Consider the following 13,762-nt stretch of genomic DNA (forward strand, 5'->3'; position numbering starts at 1 on the left):
TAAAAAACGGAGAGCCGGAAATGGCAAAGAGCAAATTTGAGCGCAATAAGCCGCACGTTAACATTGGCACGATCGGCCACGTCGACCATGGCAAGACGTCGCTGACGGCAGCGATCACGAAGTATTTCGGCGAATACAAGGCGTATGACCAGATCGACGCCGCACCGGAAGAAAAGGCCCGCGGCATCACCATCTCGACGGCACACGTCGAGTATGAAACGCCTGCCCGTCACTATGCCCACGTTGACTGCCCCGGCCACGCCGACTACGTCAAGAACATGATCACCGGTGCTGCCCAGATGGACGGCGCGATCCTGGTTTGCTCGGCAGCCGACGGCCCGATGCCGCAGACCCGCGAGCACATCCTGCTTGCCCGTCAGGTTGGCGTTCCGGCGATCGTCGTGTTCCTCAACAAGGTCGACCAGGTCGACGACGCCGAACTTCTCGAGCTCGTCGAGCTGGAAGTGCGCGAACTTCTGTCGATGTACGACTTTCCGGGCGACGACATTCCGATCATCAAGGGTTCGGCTCTGGCCGCTCTTGAAGATTCCGACAAGAAGATCGGCGAAGACGCGATCCGCGAGCTGATGGCTGCTGTTGACGCCTACATCCCGACGCCTGAGCGTCCGATCAACCTGCCGTTCCTGCTGCCGATCGAAGACGTGTTCTCGATCTCGGGCCGTGGTACGGTTGTGACCGGCCGCGTCGAGCGTGGTATCGTCAAGGTCGGCGAAGAAGTCGAAATCGTCGGCATCCGCCCGACGGCCAAGACGACTGTGACCGGCGTTGAAATGTTCCGCAAGCTGCTCGATCAGGGCCAGGCCGGCGACAACATCGGTGCTCTGGTTCGCGGCGTTACCCGTGACGGCGTCGAGCGTGGTCAGATCCTGTGCAAGCCGGGTTCGGTCAAGCCGCACAAGAAGTTCATGGCTGAAGCCTACATCCTGACGAAGGAAGAGGGCGGCCGTCATACGCCGTTCTTCACCAACTACCGTCCGCAGTTCTACTTCCGCACGACGGACGTGACCGGCATCGTGTCGCTTCCTGAAGGCACGGAAATGGTTATGCCTGGCGACAACGTCACGGTTTCCGTCGAGCTGATCGTTCCGATCGCGATGGAAGAAAAGCTGCGCTTCGCCATCCGCGAAGGCGGCCGCACCGTCGGCGCCGGCATCGTCGCCTCGATCGTCGAGTAATTTACTCGGTTGGGAAGCGGCGCTTTCAGCGCCGCTTCCCTGAATATTTGCTGGTCGAAGCCTGCGCCTCAAGGTGTATGCCTCTCGAATTGACGGAAGCGCGAAAAAACGTGCTTTCGTGGGCGTTCGGTCATTGTGTCGGGCGCCGATTCCGTATATGTGCGGGTCGAATTGCAGAAACGGACAGAGAGTGATTTGCTCTTTGTGCTCTTTGAAGCATCAGCACCCGGAAACGAATAACGAAATGCCTCCCCCTGGGGCTTTCGCTTACAACAACAAGGATAACTCGAATGAACGGCCAGAATATCCGTATCCGCCTCAAGGCGTTTGATCACCGGATTCTTGATGCCTCCACGCGGGAAATCGTTTCGACGGCCAAGCGCACAGGCGCTTCGGTTCGTGGTCCGGTGCCGCTTCCTACGCGGATTGAAAAGTTTACTGTCAACCGCTCGCCCCACGTCGACAAGAAGAGCCGTGAACAGTTCGAGATGCGCACCCACAAGCGCCTCCTCGATATCGTCGATCCTACGCCCCAGACTGTTGACGCGCTGATGAAGCTCGACCTCGCTGCCGGCGTGGACGTGGAAATCAAGCTTTAAAAACAAGGAAGGTACGTGGATTTCGGTCCAACGGCTTCCAAAAACGGGCGACCCTTCGATCGGATGATCCCACGTGGATCGGATGAAAAAAGGGAGACCTTAAACCAGAGATGCAACGGGGGTTTCTCCGTCGCTAACTCTTAAGAGGAATGAACCAATGCGTTCAGGTGTGATTGCACAGAAGATTGGGATGACCCGCGTCTATAACGACGCTGGTGAGCACATCCCAGTTACAGTATTGCGGATGGAAAACTGCCAGGTTGTGGCCCATCGCACAGAAGACAAGAATGGCTATACCGCAGTTCAGCTCGGTGCTGGCCAGGCTAAAGTCAAGAACACGAGCAAGCCTTTGCGTGGTCAGTTCGCTGCCGCCAACGTAGAGCCGAAGGCCAAGGTCATCGAGTTCCGCGTTTCGTCGGACAACCTGATCGATGTCGGCGCTGAGCTCACTGCAAACCATTTCGTCGCCGGCCAGCTGGTCGACGTCACCGGTACATCGTCCGGTAAGGGTTTTGCCGGTGCCATGAAGCGCCACAACTTCGGCGGTCTGCGTGCAACGCACGGCGTGTCCGTATCGCACCGTTCGCATGGTTCGACTGGTTCCAACCAGGATCCGGGCCGCGTCTGGAAGGGTAAGCGCATGGCTGGCCACATGGGTCAGACACGCATCACCACCCAGAACCTGGAAGTGGTCTCCACCGATGAAGACCGCGGTCTGATCCTCGTCAAGGGCGCCGTACCCGGCTCCAAGGGCGCATGGATCGTCGTTCGCGACGCCATCAAGTCCGGCACTCCGGCTGACGCTCCGCGTCCTGCCGCTGTGCGCGCAGCCAAGTAAGGGGGCCAGATCATGGATCTCAACGTCACCACACTCGAGGGCAAAGAGGCCGGTAAGGTTTCCCTGTCCGACGCGATTTTCGGCCTAGAGCCGCGCGAAGATATCATTGCCCGCGTCGTTCGCTGGCAGCTTGCCAAGAAGCAGCAGGGTACGCACAAGGCAAAGGGCCGTGCAGAAATCGCACGCACCGGCGCCAAGATGTTCAAGCAGAAAGGTACGGGCCGCGCTCGTCACCATTCGGCTCGTGCTCCGCAGTTCCGCGGCGGTGGTAAGGCTCACGGCCCGGTTGTTCGCAGCCACGCCCATGACCTGCCCAAGAAGGTTCGTGCTCTCGGCCTGCGCCACGCGCTGTCCGCCAAGCTGCGTGCCGAAGAGCTGATCATCGTTGACAGCCTGGTTGCTGCTGAAGCCAAGACGAAGGCGCTGACCGGCGCATTCGCGACGCTCGGCCTGACCAACGTGTTGTTCATCGGCGGCGCCGAACTGGACAGCAATTTCAAGCTCGCAGCTCAGAACATCCCGAATGTGGACGTTCTGCCGGTGCAGGGCATCAATGTTTACGACATTCTGCGCCGCGGCAAGCTCGTGCTTTCCAAAGCAGCAGTTGAAGCTCTCGAGGAGCGGTTCAAATGACTGACCTTCGCCACTACGATGTGATCCTCGCTCCGTCGATCACCGAAAAGTCGACGCTGGTTTCTGAACAGAACCAGATCATCTTCAACGTCGCCAAGGATGCATCGAAGCCTGAAATCAAGGCTGCAATCGAAGCACTGTTCGGCGTCAAGGTTAAGGCTGTCAACACGCTGGTCCGCAAGGGCAAGCTGAAGCGCTTCCGTGGCTTCGCTGGCCGGCAAAAGGACGTCAAGAAGGCTATCGTCACGCTCGCTGACGGTCAGACCATCGACGTCTCAACCGGACTCTGAGGAATAGAACAATGGCATTGAAAAGTTTCAATCCGACCACCCCGAGCCAGCGCCAGCTGGTCATCGTCGACCGGTCCGGCCTGCACAAGGGCAAGCCGGTCAAGTCGCTGACCGAAGGCCTGTCCTCCAAGGGCGGCCGCAACAACACTGGCCGCATCACCGTGCGTTACCAGGGTGGCGGTCACAAGCGGACCTACCGCCTGATCGACTTCAAGCGTCGCAAGTTCGACGTCGAAGGCACGGTCGAGCGTCTGGAATACGACCCGAACCGCACGGCGTTCATCGCGCTGATCAACTATGCGGACGGCCAGCAGGCTTACATCATCGCTCCGCAGCGTCTTGCTGCCGGCGACAAGGTGATCGCCTCGGAAAAGCAGGTTGACGTGAAGCCGGGCAACACCATGCCGCTTCAGTACATGCCGGTTGGTTCGATCGTTCACAACGTCGAGATGAAGCCAGGCAAGGGCGGTCAGATCGCTCGCTCCGCTGGCGCCTACGTTCAGCTGGTCGGTCGCGACCAGGGCATGGCGATCCTTCGCCTGTCGTCTGGCGAACAGCGCCTGGTGCACGGCTCCTGCCTTGCAACGGTCGGTGCAGTCTCCAACCCTGACCACGGCAACATCAACGACGGCAAGGCCGGCCGTTCGGTGTGGCGTGGCAAGCGTCCGCACGTTCGCGGCGTCGTCATGAACCCTGTTGACCATCCGCACGGCGGTGGTGAAGGCCGCACCTCGGGTGGCCGTCATCCGGTTTCGCCTTGGGGTAAGCCCACCAAGGGCAAGCGTACGCGCTCGAACAAGTCGACAGACAAGTTCATCATGCGCTCGCGTCATCAGCGTAAGAAGTAAGAGAGGAAGTCTCCAATGACTCGTTCAGTATGGAAAGGTCCGTTTGTTGACGGCTATCTTCTCAAGAAGGCTGAGAAGGTTCGTGAAGGCGGCCGCAACGAAGTGATCAAGATGTGGAGCCGTCGCTCCACCATCCTGCCGCAGTTCGTCGGTCTCACGTTCGGCGTCTACAATGGCAGCAAGCATGTTCCGGTCAGTGTCAACGAAGACATGATCGGTCACAAGTTCGGTGAATTCTCTCCGACCCGGACCTATTACGGTCACGGTGCGGACAAGAAGGCAAAGAGGAAGTAATTATGGGCAAGGCAAAAGCCGAACGCCGGCTGAAGGATAACGAGGCGCAGGCAATCGCGCGCACGATCCGCGTCAGCCCCCAGAAGCTCAACCTGGTAGCTGCGATGATCCGCGGCAAGAAGGTCGACCGGGCTCTGGCCGAACTCGAGTTCTCGCGCAAGCGGATCTCGGACACTGTCAAGAAGACGCTGGAATCTGCGATCGCAAACGCAGAGAACAACCACGATCTCGACGTCGACAGCCTGATCGTTGCCGAGGCTTACGTTGGCAAGTCCATCGTCATGAAGCGTTTCCACGCTCGTGGCCGTGGCCGTGCATCGCGTATCGAAAAGCCTTTCGCGCATCTGACGATCGTTGTTCGCGAAGTCGAAGCTAAAGGGGAGGCCGCATAATGGGTCAGAAGATCAATCCAGTCGGCTTCCGCCTCGGCATCAACCGTACCTGGGATAGCCGCTGGTTCGCGGACAACGCAGAATACGGTCAGCTTCTTCACGAAGACCTGAAGATCCGTGCCTACGTCATGGAAGAGCTGAAGCAGGCCGGTATCGCCAAGGTGGTCATCGAGCGTCCGCACAAGAAGTGCCGCGTCACGATCCACTCGGCTCGCCCGGGCCTGATCATCGGCAAGAAGGGCGCAGACATCGAAAAGCTGCGCAAGAAGATCGGCGAGATGACCAAGTCGGAAACGCACCTCAACATCGTTGAAGTGCGCAAGCCGGAAGTCGACTCGACGCTCGTCGCCCAGTCGATCGCTCAGCAGCTCGAACGCCGCGTGGCTTTCCGCCGTGCGATGAAGCGTGCCGTTCAGTCCGCAATGCGTCTTGGCGCCGAAGGCATCAAGATCACCTGCGGTGGCCGTCTCGGCGGTGCTGAAATCGCGCGTACCGAATGGTATCGTGAAGGCCGCGTGCCGTTGCACACGCTTCGCGCCGACATCGACTACGGTGTGGCTGAAGCCAAGACCGCTTTCGGTATCTGCGGCATCAAGGTCTGGATCTTTAAGGGCGAAATCCTCGAACACGATCCGATGGCTTCCGAGCGTCGTTCGTCCGAGGCAGATGCCCAGGGCCCCAGCAGCAACAACCGTCGTCGCGAAAACGCGTAACAGTCGTTCCTGGCAGCTAATATCGGAGAATTAAAAAAATGTTGCAGCCAAAGCGCACTAAGTACCGCAAGCAGTTCAAGGGACGCATCAAGGGCGTTGCCAAGGGCGGTTCCGACCTTGCTTTCGGTGAATTCGGCCTGAAGTCTCAGGAGCCGAACCGCGTAAACGCACGCGAGATCGAAGCGGCCCGCCGCGCGATCACCCGTCACATGAAACGTGCCGGCCGCGTATGGATCCGCGTATTCCCAGACGTACCGGTCACGGCGAAGCCGACCGAAGTCCGCATGGGTAAAGGTAAGGGTTCGGTTGAATATTGGGCTTGCAAGGTCAAGCCCGGCCGAATGATGTTCGAAATCGACGGCGTCAGCGAAGAACTCGCCCGCGAGGCGCTTCGCCTTGGTGCTGCGAAACTCTCTGTCAAGACGCGCTTCGTTCAGCGCATTGCAGAGTAAGGAGTAAAGCCCAATGAAAGCCGATACAATCCGCGCGCTCAGCGCCGATCAGCTCAACGAAGAGCTCGCCAAGCTGAAGAAAGAGCAGTTCAACCTGCGCTTCCAGAAGGCCACAGGCCAGCTCGAAAAGTCGTCGCGCATCAATGAAGTCCGCAAGGGCATTGCGCGCGTCAAAACCATTGCCCGCCAGAAGGCGGCAGAAGCCAAGGCTTAAGGATCTAAGAATATGCCAAAACGCATTCTGCAGGGCACAGTCGTCAGCGACAAGAACGATAAGACCGTCGTGGTCCGTGTCGAGCGTCGTTTCGCGCACCCGATCTTCCAGAAGACCGTTCGCCGGTCCAAGAAGTACAAGGCGCATGACGAGAACAACCAGTACAAGGTCGGCGATCAGGTTTCCATCGAGGAATGCGCGCCGATTTCCAAGGACAAGACCTGGACAGTGGTTTCCGTTCAGGCCTAATTCTTAAGAGTTTCGCATCCGGCTCTTGCGTCGGCTGCGAAAATCTATATGAAGCAGCGCAAGGACGCTCGACTCGAGCGTTCTTTTGCTTTGAGCGCACGGAAGGTCCTGTTTAGGAAACCACCCTGGCAACGATCGATCCCGCGCGAGAACAGAAATTTAGAAGCTGGAACAGGGGGCCCTCAATCTGATGAGGTTGGCCCAACCGGTCCGGTCACAACAAGAAGGCGACCTGACATGATTCAGATGCAAACAAACCTCGACGTGGCGGATAATTCCGGCGCACGTCGTGTCATGTGCATCAAGGTGCTGGGCGGCTCCAAGCGCAAGTACGCTTCGGTCGGCGACATTATTGTCGTTTCGATCAAGGAAGCTATTCCGCGCGGCCGCGTCAAGAAGGGTGATGTGATGAAGGCGGTTGTCGTTCGCACAGCCAAGGACATCCGTCGTCCGGACGGCAGCGTCATCCGGTTCGATAACAACGCAGCTGTTCTTATCGACAACAAGAAAGAGCCGATCGGCACCCGTATCTTCGGACCGGTTCCGCGCGAACTTCGCGCCAAGAACCACATGAAGATCATCTCGCTGGCTCCAGAAGTACTGTAAGGAGCGATTGAGATGCAAAAGATTCGCAAGGGCGACAAGGTCGTCGTATTGACCGGTAAGGACAAGGGTCGTTCTGGGGAAGTTCTCCAGGTTCTGCCTAAGGAAGACCGGGCCGTTGTGCGTGGCGTAAACATGGTGAAGCGTCACCAGCGCCAGACCCAGGCCCAGGAAGCCGGTATCATCAACAAGGAAGCGTCGATTCATCTGTCGAATCTCGCGATCGCCGATCCGCAGGACGGCAAGCCGACCCGCGTCGGTTTCAAGATCGACGGCGACAAGAAGGTTCGCGTTGCAAAGCGTTCGGGAGTGTCGATCGATGGCTGACGCTAAGAAGTACGAGCCCCGGCTCAAGACCGAATATGTCGAGCGTATCTCCAAGGCGATGCAGGAGAAGTTCTCCTACGCAAACGTCATGCAGATCCCGCGCCTCGACAAGATCGTGATCAACATGGGTGTTGGCGAATCGACGGCTGATAGCAAGAAGCCGACGGTTGCTGCAGCAGACCTCGCAGCGATTGCCGGCCAGAAGCCGGTCATCACTAAGGCCCGCACCTCCATTGCCGGCTTCAAGCTGCGCGAAGACATGCCGATCGGCGCGAAGGTTACCCTGCGCGGCATTCGCATGTACGAATTCCTGGACCGCCTGATCAACATCGCGCTTCCGCGTGTTCGAGATTTCCGCGGCCTGAATCCGAAGAGCTTTGACGGCCGTGGCAACTTCGCCATGGGTGTCAAGGAACACATTGTGTTCCCGGAGATCAACTACGACAAGGTTGATCAGATGTGGGGCATGGACATCATCGTTTGCACGACGGCAACGACCGACGACGAAGCACGCGCTCTGCTCACAGAGTTCAACTTCCCGTTTCGCCAGTAAGCCGTAACGACAAGCAGAAGGATTAAGTTGAATGGCGAAGACGAGCGCAATTGAAAAAAACAATCGCCGCCGTAAGTCGGTTGCCCAGGATGCGTCCAAGCGCGCAGCCCTGAAGGCAACCATCATGAACCAGTCTCTTCCGATCGAAGAGCGCTTCAAGGCAACTTTGAAGTTGGCGAGCCTGCCGCGTGACGGTTCCAAGACCCGTGTTCGCAACCGTTGCGAAGTGACTGGTCGCCCGCGTGCATATTATCGCAAACTCAAGATGTCGCGTATTGCGCTTCGTGAACTTGGCAATTTCGGCAAGGTGCCGGGCATTGTTAAGTCGAGCTGGTAAGGAGACGGGCACATGGCAATGACTGATCCGCTGGGCGATATGCTCACCCGTATCCGCAACGGTGCTGCACGCCGCAAGTCGAGTGTTTCCACTCCGGCTTCCAAGCTGCGCGCACGCGTTCTCGATGTCCTTCAGGCTGAAGGCTACATCCGCGGTTACTCGGAAACAGAATTTGGTAACGGCAAGGCCGAGATCAATATCGAACTGAAATACTACGAAGGTGCGTCGGTGATCCGTGAGATCGGCCGCGTATCGAAGCCGGGCCGCCGAGTGTATGTCTCGGTCAAGTCCATTCCGCAGGTCGCGAACGGTCTCGGTATCACTATCCTTTCGACTCCGAAGGGTGTGATGGCCGATCATCAGGCACGCGAACAGAACGTTGGTGGCGAGGTTCTCTGCTCCGTATTCTAATACGGCAGCAGTGACCTCCATAACGGACAGACAGGTTTGAAATATGTCTCGTATCGGTAAAAAGCCCGTTCCGGTTCCTGCAGGTGTCACGGCCACGGTTAGTGGCCAGACAGTGACTGCAAAGGGCCCGAAAGGCGAACTCTTCTTCGTTGCTAACGACGAAGTCGTCGTAAAGCTGGAAGACAACAACGCGGTGTCGGTGACCCCGGTTGACCAGTCCAAGGATGCTCGTTCCAAGTGGGGCATGTCCCGCACGATGATCGAAAACATCTTCAAGGGCGTCAAGGATGGTTACGAGCGCAAGCTCGAAATCAACGGCGTTGGTTATCGCGCGTCGCTTCAGGGCAAGAACCTGCAGCTGGCACTCGGTTTCAGCCACGACGTGGTCTATCAGACTCCTGAAGGCATCTCGATTGCTGTGCCGAAGCCGACGGAAATCGTCGTCACCGGCATCAACAAGCAGCAGGTCGGCCAGGTCGCGGCAGAAATCCGCGAATACCGTGGCCCCGAGCCCTACAAGGGCAAGGGCGTCAAGTATGCTGGCGAGCGGATTGTCCGCAAAGAAGGCAAGAAGAAGTAAGGATCACGCGAAATGGCTACAAGGAAAGATACACTTGTGCGCCGCGCCAGCCGCGTGCGCCGTCAAGTCAAGGCAGTGGCCAATGGCCGTCTGCGCCTGTCTGTTCATCGCTCGTCGAAGAACATCTACGCACAGGTTATCGATGATGTTGCTGGCAAGACCGTTGCGTCTGCCTCGACACTCGACACGGATCTGCGTTCGTCGCTTAAGACGGGCGCTGACACGGCAGCTGCTGCTGCCGTTGGCAAGCTCCTCGCAGAGCGCGCCTCGAAGGCTGGTGTCAAGGACGTTGTCTTTGACCGCGGCGCCTTCATCTATCACGGCCGCGTCAAGGCGCTCGCCGAGGCAGCCCGCGAGGGTGGCCTGAACTTCTAGTGCGCCACGCGTTCGAAGAACGCGTGAAGGTCGCACTAGTCTTATGAAGCTGGAGCATTTTATCCACTTCAAATGTACGCATTTGAAGTGGCATGCTCCAGGAGATGATATCCGTCCGGGCTTGCCTGGGCGGATCATCGAACCGCTTTTTATAAAGCGCGTCGCTTCCGCTCCCTCGAAGGGGCGGGGCGACTTTTTGTCAATCTGCCGATTGCACCCGGAAAAGAAAAAGGAAAAGGACAATGGCACAAGAAAAAAGAGGTTCTCGCGATGATCGCCAGAACCGCGAGGAGCGCGACAGCGAATTCGTTGACAAGCTCGTAGCAATCAACCGCGTCGCAAAAGTCGTCAAGGGCGGCCGTCGTTTCGGCTTTGCTGCTCTCGTCGTCGTCGGCGACCAGAAGGGCCGCGTTGGCTTCGGTCATGGCAAGGCACGTGAAGTGCCGGAAGCCATCCGCAAGGCCACCGAAGCTGCCAAGCGCGAACTGATCTTCGTTCCGCTGCGCTCGGGCCGTACGCTTCATCACGACGTTCACGGCCGTCACGGCGCAGGCAAGGTTCTGCTGCGTGCTGCCAAGGCCGGTACCGGTATCATTGCCGGCGGCCCGATGCGCGCCGTTTTCGAAACGCTCGGCATGCACGACGTTGTTGCGAAATCGACTGGTTCTTCGAACCCGTACAACATGATTCGCGCCACGTTCGACGCCCTGAAGAGCCAGATGCACCCGAAGGATATCGCAGCTCAGCGCGGCATGAAGTATGCCACTCTGCAGAGCCGCCGCGTATCCGCCGGCGTTGCTTCCGAAGAATAAGGGAGCCTGAACAATGGCTAACAAAGAAGTTGCAAAGAAGACGGTTGCGGTCGAACAGATCGGCAGCCCCATTCGCCGCCCAGCCGTACAGCGTGCAACGCTGATCGGTCTCGGTCTCAACAAGATGCACCGGGTTAGCGTTCTGGAAGATACACCTTCCGTTCGCGGCATGATCCGGGCCGTCCAGCACCTCGTTCGCGTCGTCGAAGAGAAGTGAGGGGGATAACATCATGAAACTGAATGAAATCAAAGACAACGAAGGTTCGACCAAGAACCGCAAGCGTCTCGGCCGTGGTATCGGTTCCGGATCCGGCAAGACTGCCGGCCGCGGTGTCAAGGGTCAGAAGGCTCGTTCCGGCGTCGCCATCAACGGCTTCGAAGGCGGTCAGATGCCAATCTACCGCCGTCTGCCGAAGCGCGGCTTCAACAACATCTTCCGTTCGGATTTTGTTGTCGTGTCGCTCGGCCGTATCCAGATCGCCATCGACGCCAAGAAGCTTGATGCTTCCAAGGCCATCGATGCTGCTGCTCTGACGGCTGCCGGCGTAATCCGCCGCGCCAGGGATGGCGTTCGGGTTCTCGCCGATGGCGAACTGACGGCAAAGGTAACGATCGAAGTTGCCGGCGCTTCCAAGCCTGCGATCGAAAAGATCGAAAAGGCTGGCGGTTCGATCAAGCTGCTTTCGGGCGCTGCTGAATAATTAGTTGCTGATGAACCGCCCGGGGTGCTTCACACCGGGCGGTTTTGCTCCCATATGAGAGCCTCACGGATTGCACGGCCGGATTCGTCCGGCGCAGCAGAATATTGATCGGGAACCACGGTGAGGCGCGAGATTGCAGTTGCAGTCGTTTCCAAGCCGGTTTTCATAAAAAGAAGATAGCTTTTTCCGGATCTGACCGGGTTTCCCCGCGGGTTCCGAACTGGCTACGCGGAGAATTGCATGGCTTCTGCAGCGGAACAGCTCGCCTCCAACCTGAATTTTGCGACGTTCGCAAAAGCCGAAGATCTGAAACGCCGCCTCTGGTTCACCCTCGGTGCGCTTCTGGTATATCGCCTCGGCACCTATATTCCGCTGCCAGGCCTCAACCCGGAAGCTTTTGCACAGGCGTTTGCCGGGCAGAGCGGTGGCATCCTTGGCCTTTTCAACATGTTTTCCGGCGGCGCCGTCGAGCGCATGGCGATCTTCGCCCTCGGCATCATGCCTTACATTTCCGCCTCCATCATCGTCCAGCTGATGACCTCCGTGGTTCCGTCGCTTGAACAGTTGAAGAAGGAAGGCGAGCAGGGCCGCAAGGTTATCAACCAGTACACCCGCTACGGCACGGTGCTTCTCGGCACGCTGCAGGCCTATGGCATCGCGGTTGGCCTCGAGAGCGGCAACGGCCTTGTCGTCGATGCCGGCTGGTTCTTCCGGATCTCCACCGTCATTTCGCTGCTTGGCGGCACGATGTTCCTGATGTGGCTCGGCGAGCAGATCACCTCGCGCGGCATCGGCAACGGTATCTCGCTGATCATCTTCGCCGGTATCGTCGCGCATCTGCCGACGGCTCTGGCCGGTACGCTCGAACTGGGCCGCACCGGCGCTCTGTCGACGCCGCTGATCCTCGCCATCATCGTCATGGTCGTTGCCGTCATCGCGCTGATCGTCTTCGTCGAGCGCGCCCAGCGCCGGCTTCTGATCCAGTATCCGAAGCGACAAGTCGGCAACAAGATGTTCCAGGGCGATACCTCGCATCTGCCGCTGAAGCTCAACACCGCCGGCGTCATCCCCGCCATCTTCGCGTCGTCGCTTCTGCTTCTGCCGGCAACGCTTGCAGGCTTTGCCAACAGCGCAGCGCTGCCAGGCTGGGCCACGACCATCGTTGCTGCTCTCGGCCACGGCAAGCCGCTCTACATGGTGCTCTACGGCGGCATGATCGCGTTCTTTGCCTTCTTCTACACCGCGATCGTCTTCAATCCGAAGGACACGGCCGACAATCTGAAGAAGCACGGCGGCTTCATCCTCGGCATTCGCCCAGGCGAGCGCACAGCGGAATACATCGACTACGTCCTGACGCGCATCACCGTGCTCGGCGCGATCTACCTGATGTTCGTCTGCATTCTGCCCGAAGTCATGATCGCGCAGACCGGCGTGCCGTTCTACCTTGGTGGTACGTCGCTTTTGATTGTTGTCAGCGTTACCCTTGATACTGTAGCACAGGTGCAGGGTCACCTGATTGCCCAGCAGTATGAGGGGCTGATCAAGAAATCGAAGCTGCGTGGAGGAAAGAGGGGCCGATGAGACTAATATTTTTAGGACCGCCGGGAGCTGGCAAGGGAACACAGGCCAAGCTTCTGACGGAGAAATACGGCATTCCGCAGCTTTCCACAGGTGATATGCTGCGGGCGGCCGTCCAGGCTGAGACGGATGTCGGCAAACGTGCCAAGGCCGTCATGGATGCCGGTCAGCTCGTTTCCGACGAGATCGTCAACGAGATCGTCTCCGACCGGATCGATTCGGCCGACTGTGCGAACGGCTTCATTCTCGATGGCTATCCGCGCACCGTTCCGCAGGCTGTTGCCCTTGGCAAGATGCTTGCAGGCAAGGGGCTGCGGCTTGATTCGGTTATTGAATTGAAAGTGGACGAAGATGCGCTTGTACGGCGCATCGAGAATCGCGTAGCAGAAACCATTGCCGCTGGCGGTACGGTTCGTTCCGACGATAATCCGGAAGCATTCAAGAAGCGTCTTGTCGAGTATCGCGAGAAGACGGCGCCGCTGTCGCAGCACTACGCTGTGACCGGCGAGTTGAAGACAGTTGATGGAATGGCGCCGGTCGAGACCGTCACCTCGCAGATCAACGCAATTCTGGCATCGGCTTCTGCCGACGCCTAAAAGGCAGTTCTTGAAAAAGGACTGCCGGGGAGTTGACTTTTGCGGTCGATTCCTTCAAAGACCGCGCTAACTCGCAGCATGCTAGGGATCGGCGCGGATTTCAAAGACGAAGTCCGGGCGCGATTCTTTTGACGTGTTCCGAACAGAACTTTCACAGTCGGCCTCTTAAAG

General features: G+C 58.3%; 24 protein-coding genes. All 24 read left to right on the top strand.

What is annotated here, in order from left to right:
- Nucleotides 1-20: 20 nt before the first annotated feature.
- The 24 genes from tuf to ACP7E6_RS12545 all read left to right on the top strand — a co-directional run bounded on the left by tuf (nucleotide 21) and on the right by ACP7E6_RS12545 (nucleotide 13,591).
- Complete coding sequence (gene tuf / locus ACP7E6_RS12430) at nucleotides 21-1,196, top strand: elongation factor Tu (RefSeq protein WP_426230058.1); 1,176 nt, start codon at nucleotides 21-23, stop codon at nucleotides 1,194-1,196.
- A 290-nt stretch (nucleotides 1,197-1,486) separates the two neighbouring features.
- Nucleotides 1,487-1,795, top strand: a complete 309-nt coding sequence (gene rpsJ, locus ACP7E6_RS12435; protein WP_003507767.1) for a 30S ribosomal protein S10 — start codon at nucleotides 1,487-1,489, stop codon at nucleotides 1,793-1,795.
- Between the two features lie 157 nt (nucleotides 1,796-1,952).
- Entirely contained in the window at nucleotides 1,953-2,633 is a 681-nt protein-coding gene (gene rplC, locus ACP7E6_RS12440; RefSeq protein ID WP_318412344.1) for a 50S ribosomal protein L3, read from the top strand.
- Between the two features lie 12 nt (nucleotides 2,634-2,645).
- Entirely contained in the window at nucleotides 2,646-3,266 is a 621-nt protein-coding gene (rplD, locus tag ACP7E6_RS12445; protein WP_426230065.1) for a 50S ribosomal protein L4, read from the top strand.
- Nucleotides 3,263-3,556 (top strand): 50S ribosomal protein L23, encoded by a 294-nt coding sequence (locus tag ACP7E6_RS12450; RefSeq protein ID WP_426230066.1) that lies wholly within the window; start codon nucleotides 3,263-3,265, stop codon nucleotides 3,554-3,556. Before rplD ends, ACP7E6_RS12450 begins: the two co-directional genes overlap by 4 nt.
- Before the next feature lie 11 nt (nucleotides 3,557-3,567).
- On the top strand, nucleotides 3,568-4,404 hold the full coding sequence (gene rplB, locus ACP7E6_RS12455; RefSeq protein WP_113243431.1) for a 50S ribosomal protein L2: 837 nt from the start codon (nucleotides 3,568-3,570) through the stop codon (nucleotides 4,402-4,404).
- A gap of 15 nt (nucleotides 4,405-4,419) precedes the next feature.
- Entirely contained in the window at nucleotides 4,420-4,698 is a 279-nt protein-coding gene (gene rpsS, locus ACP7E6_RS12460) for a 30S ribosomal protein S19 (protein WP_037100590.1), read from the top strand.
- Between the two features lie 2 nt (nucleotides 4,699-4,700).
- Nucleotides 4,701-5,090: a 50S ribosomal protein L22 gene (gene rplV, locus ACP7E6_RS12465; protein ID WP_018328280.1), complete on the top strand. Its 390-nt coding sequence runs from the start codon at nucleotides 4,701-4,703 to the stop codon at nucleotides 5,088-5,090.
- Nucleotides 5,090-5,803 (top strand): 30S ribosomal protein S3, encoded by a 714-nt coding sequence (gene rpsC / locus ACP7E6_RS12470; RefSeq protein WP_037100592.1) that lies wholly within the window; start codon nucleotides 5,090-5,092, stop codon nucleotides 5,801-5,803. The genes rplV and rpsC overlap by 1 nt, the downstream gene beginning before the upstream one ends.
- Nucleotides 5,804-5,841: 38 nt before the next feature.
- Complete coding sequence (gene rplP / locus ACP7E6_RS12475) at nucleotides 5,842-6,255, top strand: 50S ribosomal protein L16 (protein WP_018239489.1); 414 nt, start codon at nucleotides 5,842-5,844, stop codon at nucleotides 6,253-6,255.
- Nucleotides 6,256-6,268: 13 nt separating this feature from the next.
- Nucleotides 6,269-6,469 (top strand): 50S ribosomal protein L29, encoded by a 201-nt coding sequence (rpmC, locus tag ACP7E6_RS12480; RefSeq protein ID WP_113243433.1) that lies wholly within the window; start codon nucleotides 6,269-6,271, stop codon nucleotides 6,467-6,469.
- A 12-nt stretch (nucleotides 6,470-6,481) separates the two neighbouring features.
- Entirely contained in the window at nucleotides 6,482-6,718 is a 237-nt protein-coding gene (gene rpsQ, locus ACP7E6_RS12485) for a 30S ribosomal protein S17 (protein WP_037100601.1), read from the top strand.
- Between the two features lie 237 nt (nucleotides 6,719-6,955).
- Nucleotides 6,956-7,324 carry a 50S ribosomal protein L14 gene (gene rplN / locus ACP7E6_RS12490; protein ID WP_018328276.1) on the top strand — a complete coding sequence of 123 codons (369 nt, stop codon included), beginning with the start codon at nucleotides 6,956-6,958 and terminating at the stop codon, nucleotides 7,322-7,324.
- A gap of 12 nt (nucleotides 7,325-7,336) precedes the next feature.
- Nucleotides 7,337-7,648, top strand: coding sequence for a 50S ribosomal protein L24 (rplX, locus tag ACP7E6_RS12495; RefSeq protein WP_060638392.1), 312 nt, complete (start codon nucleotides 7,337-7,339; stop codon nucleotides 7,646-7,648).
- Nucleotides 7,641-8,201, top strand: a complete 561-nt coding sequence (gene rplE / locus ACP7E6_RS12500) for a 50S ribosomal protein L5 (RefSeq protein ID WP_426230067.1) — start codon at nucleotides 7,641-7,643, stop codon at nucleotides 8,199-8,201. The genes rplX and rplE overlap by 8 nt, the downstream gene beginning before the upstream one ends.
- Before the next feature lie 31 nt (nucleotides 8,202-8,232).
- The gene (gene rpsN / locus ACP7E6_RS12505; RefSeq protein WP_037100611.1) at nucleotides 8,233-8,538 is read left to right on the top strand and encodes a 30S ribosomal protein S14; all 306 of its coding nucleotides are present in this window, start codon (nucleotides 8,233-8,235) and stop codon (nucleotides 8,536-8,538) included.
- Nucleotides 8,539-8,550: 12 nt separating this feature from the next.
- A complete protein-coding gene (gene rpsH, locus ACP7E6_RS12510; protein ID WP_056335736.1) occupies nucleotides 8,551-8,949 on the top strand; it encodes a 30S ribosomal protein S8 in 399 nt (132 codons plus the stop codon).
- A 43-nt stretch (nucleotides 8,950-8,992) separates the two neighbouring features.
- Complete coding sequence (gene rplF / locus ACP7E6_RS12515; protein WP_037169468.1) at nucleotides 8,993-9,529, top strand: 50S ribosomal protein L6; 537 nt, start codon at nucleotides 8,993-8,995, stop codon at nucleotides 9,527-9,529.
- A 12-nt stretch (nucleotides 9,530-9,541) separates the two neighbouring features.
- The gene (rplR, locus tag ACP7E6_RS12520) at nucleotides 9,542-9,904 is read left to right on the top strand and encodes a 50S ribosomal protein L18 (protein WP_037169470.1); all 363 of its coding nucleotides are present in this window, start codon (nucleotides 9,542-9,544) and stop codon (nucleotides 9,902-9,904) included.
- Nucleotides 9,905-10,146: 242 nt separating this feature from the next.
- Nucleotides 10,147-10,716, top strand: a complete 570-nt coding sequence (gene rpsE / locus ACP7E6_RS12525) for a 30S ribosomal protein S5 (RefSeq protein ID WP_060505083.1) — start codon at nucleotides 10,147-10,149, stop codon at nucleotides 10,714-10,716.
- Between the two features lie 13 nt (nucleotides 10,717-10,729).
- Complete coding sequence (gene rpmD / locus ACP7E6_RS12530) at nucleotides 10,730-10,933, top strand: 50S ribosomal protein L30 (RefSeq protein WP_426230068.1); 204 nt, start codon at nucleotides 10,730-10,732, stop codon at nucleotides 10,931-10,933.
- Nucleotides 10,934-10,946: 13 nt separating this feature from the next.
- Nucleotides 10,947-11,417 (top strand): 50S ribosomal protein L15, encoded by a 471-nt coding sequence (rplO, locus tag ACP7E6_RS12535; RefSeq protein WP_426230069.1) that lies wholly within the window; start codon nucleotides 10,947-10,949, stop codon nucleotides 11,415-11,417.
- 240 nt (nucleotides 11,418-11,657) lie between these two features.
- Nucleotides 11,658-12,998, top strand: a complete 1,341-nt coding sequence (gene secY, locus ACP7E6_RS12540; protein ID WP_426230070.1) for a preprotein translocase subunit SecY — start codon at nucleotides 11,658-11,660, stop codon at nucleotides 12,996-12,998.
- Nucleotides 12,995-13,591, top strand: a complete 597-nt coding sequence (locus tag ACP7E6_RS12545) for an adenylate kinase (protein WP_426230071.1) — start codon at nucleotides 12,995-12,997, stop codon at nucleotides 13,589-13,591. Before secY ends, ACP7E6_RS12545 begins: the two co-directional genes overlap by 4 nt.
- Nucleotides 13,592-13,762: the final 171 nt, after the last annotated feature.

It is taken from the genome of Pararhizobium sp. DWP3-4, assembly GCF_049898205.1.
In the GTDB taxonomy this organism is placed as follows: Bacteria; Pseudomonadota; Alphaproteobacteria; order Rhizobiales; family Rhizobiaceae; genus Pararhizobium.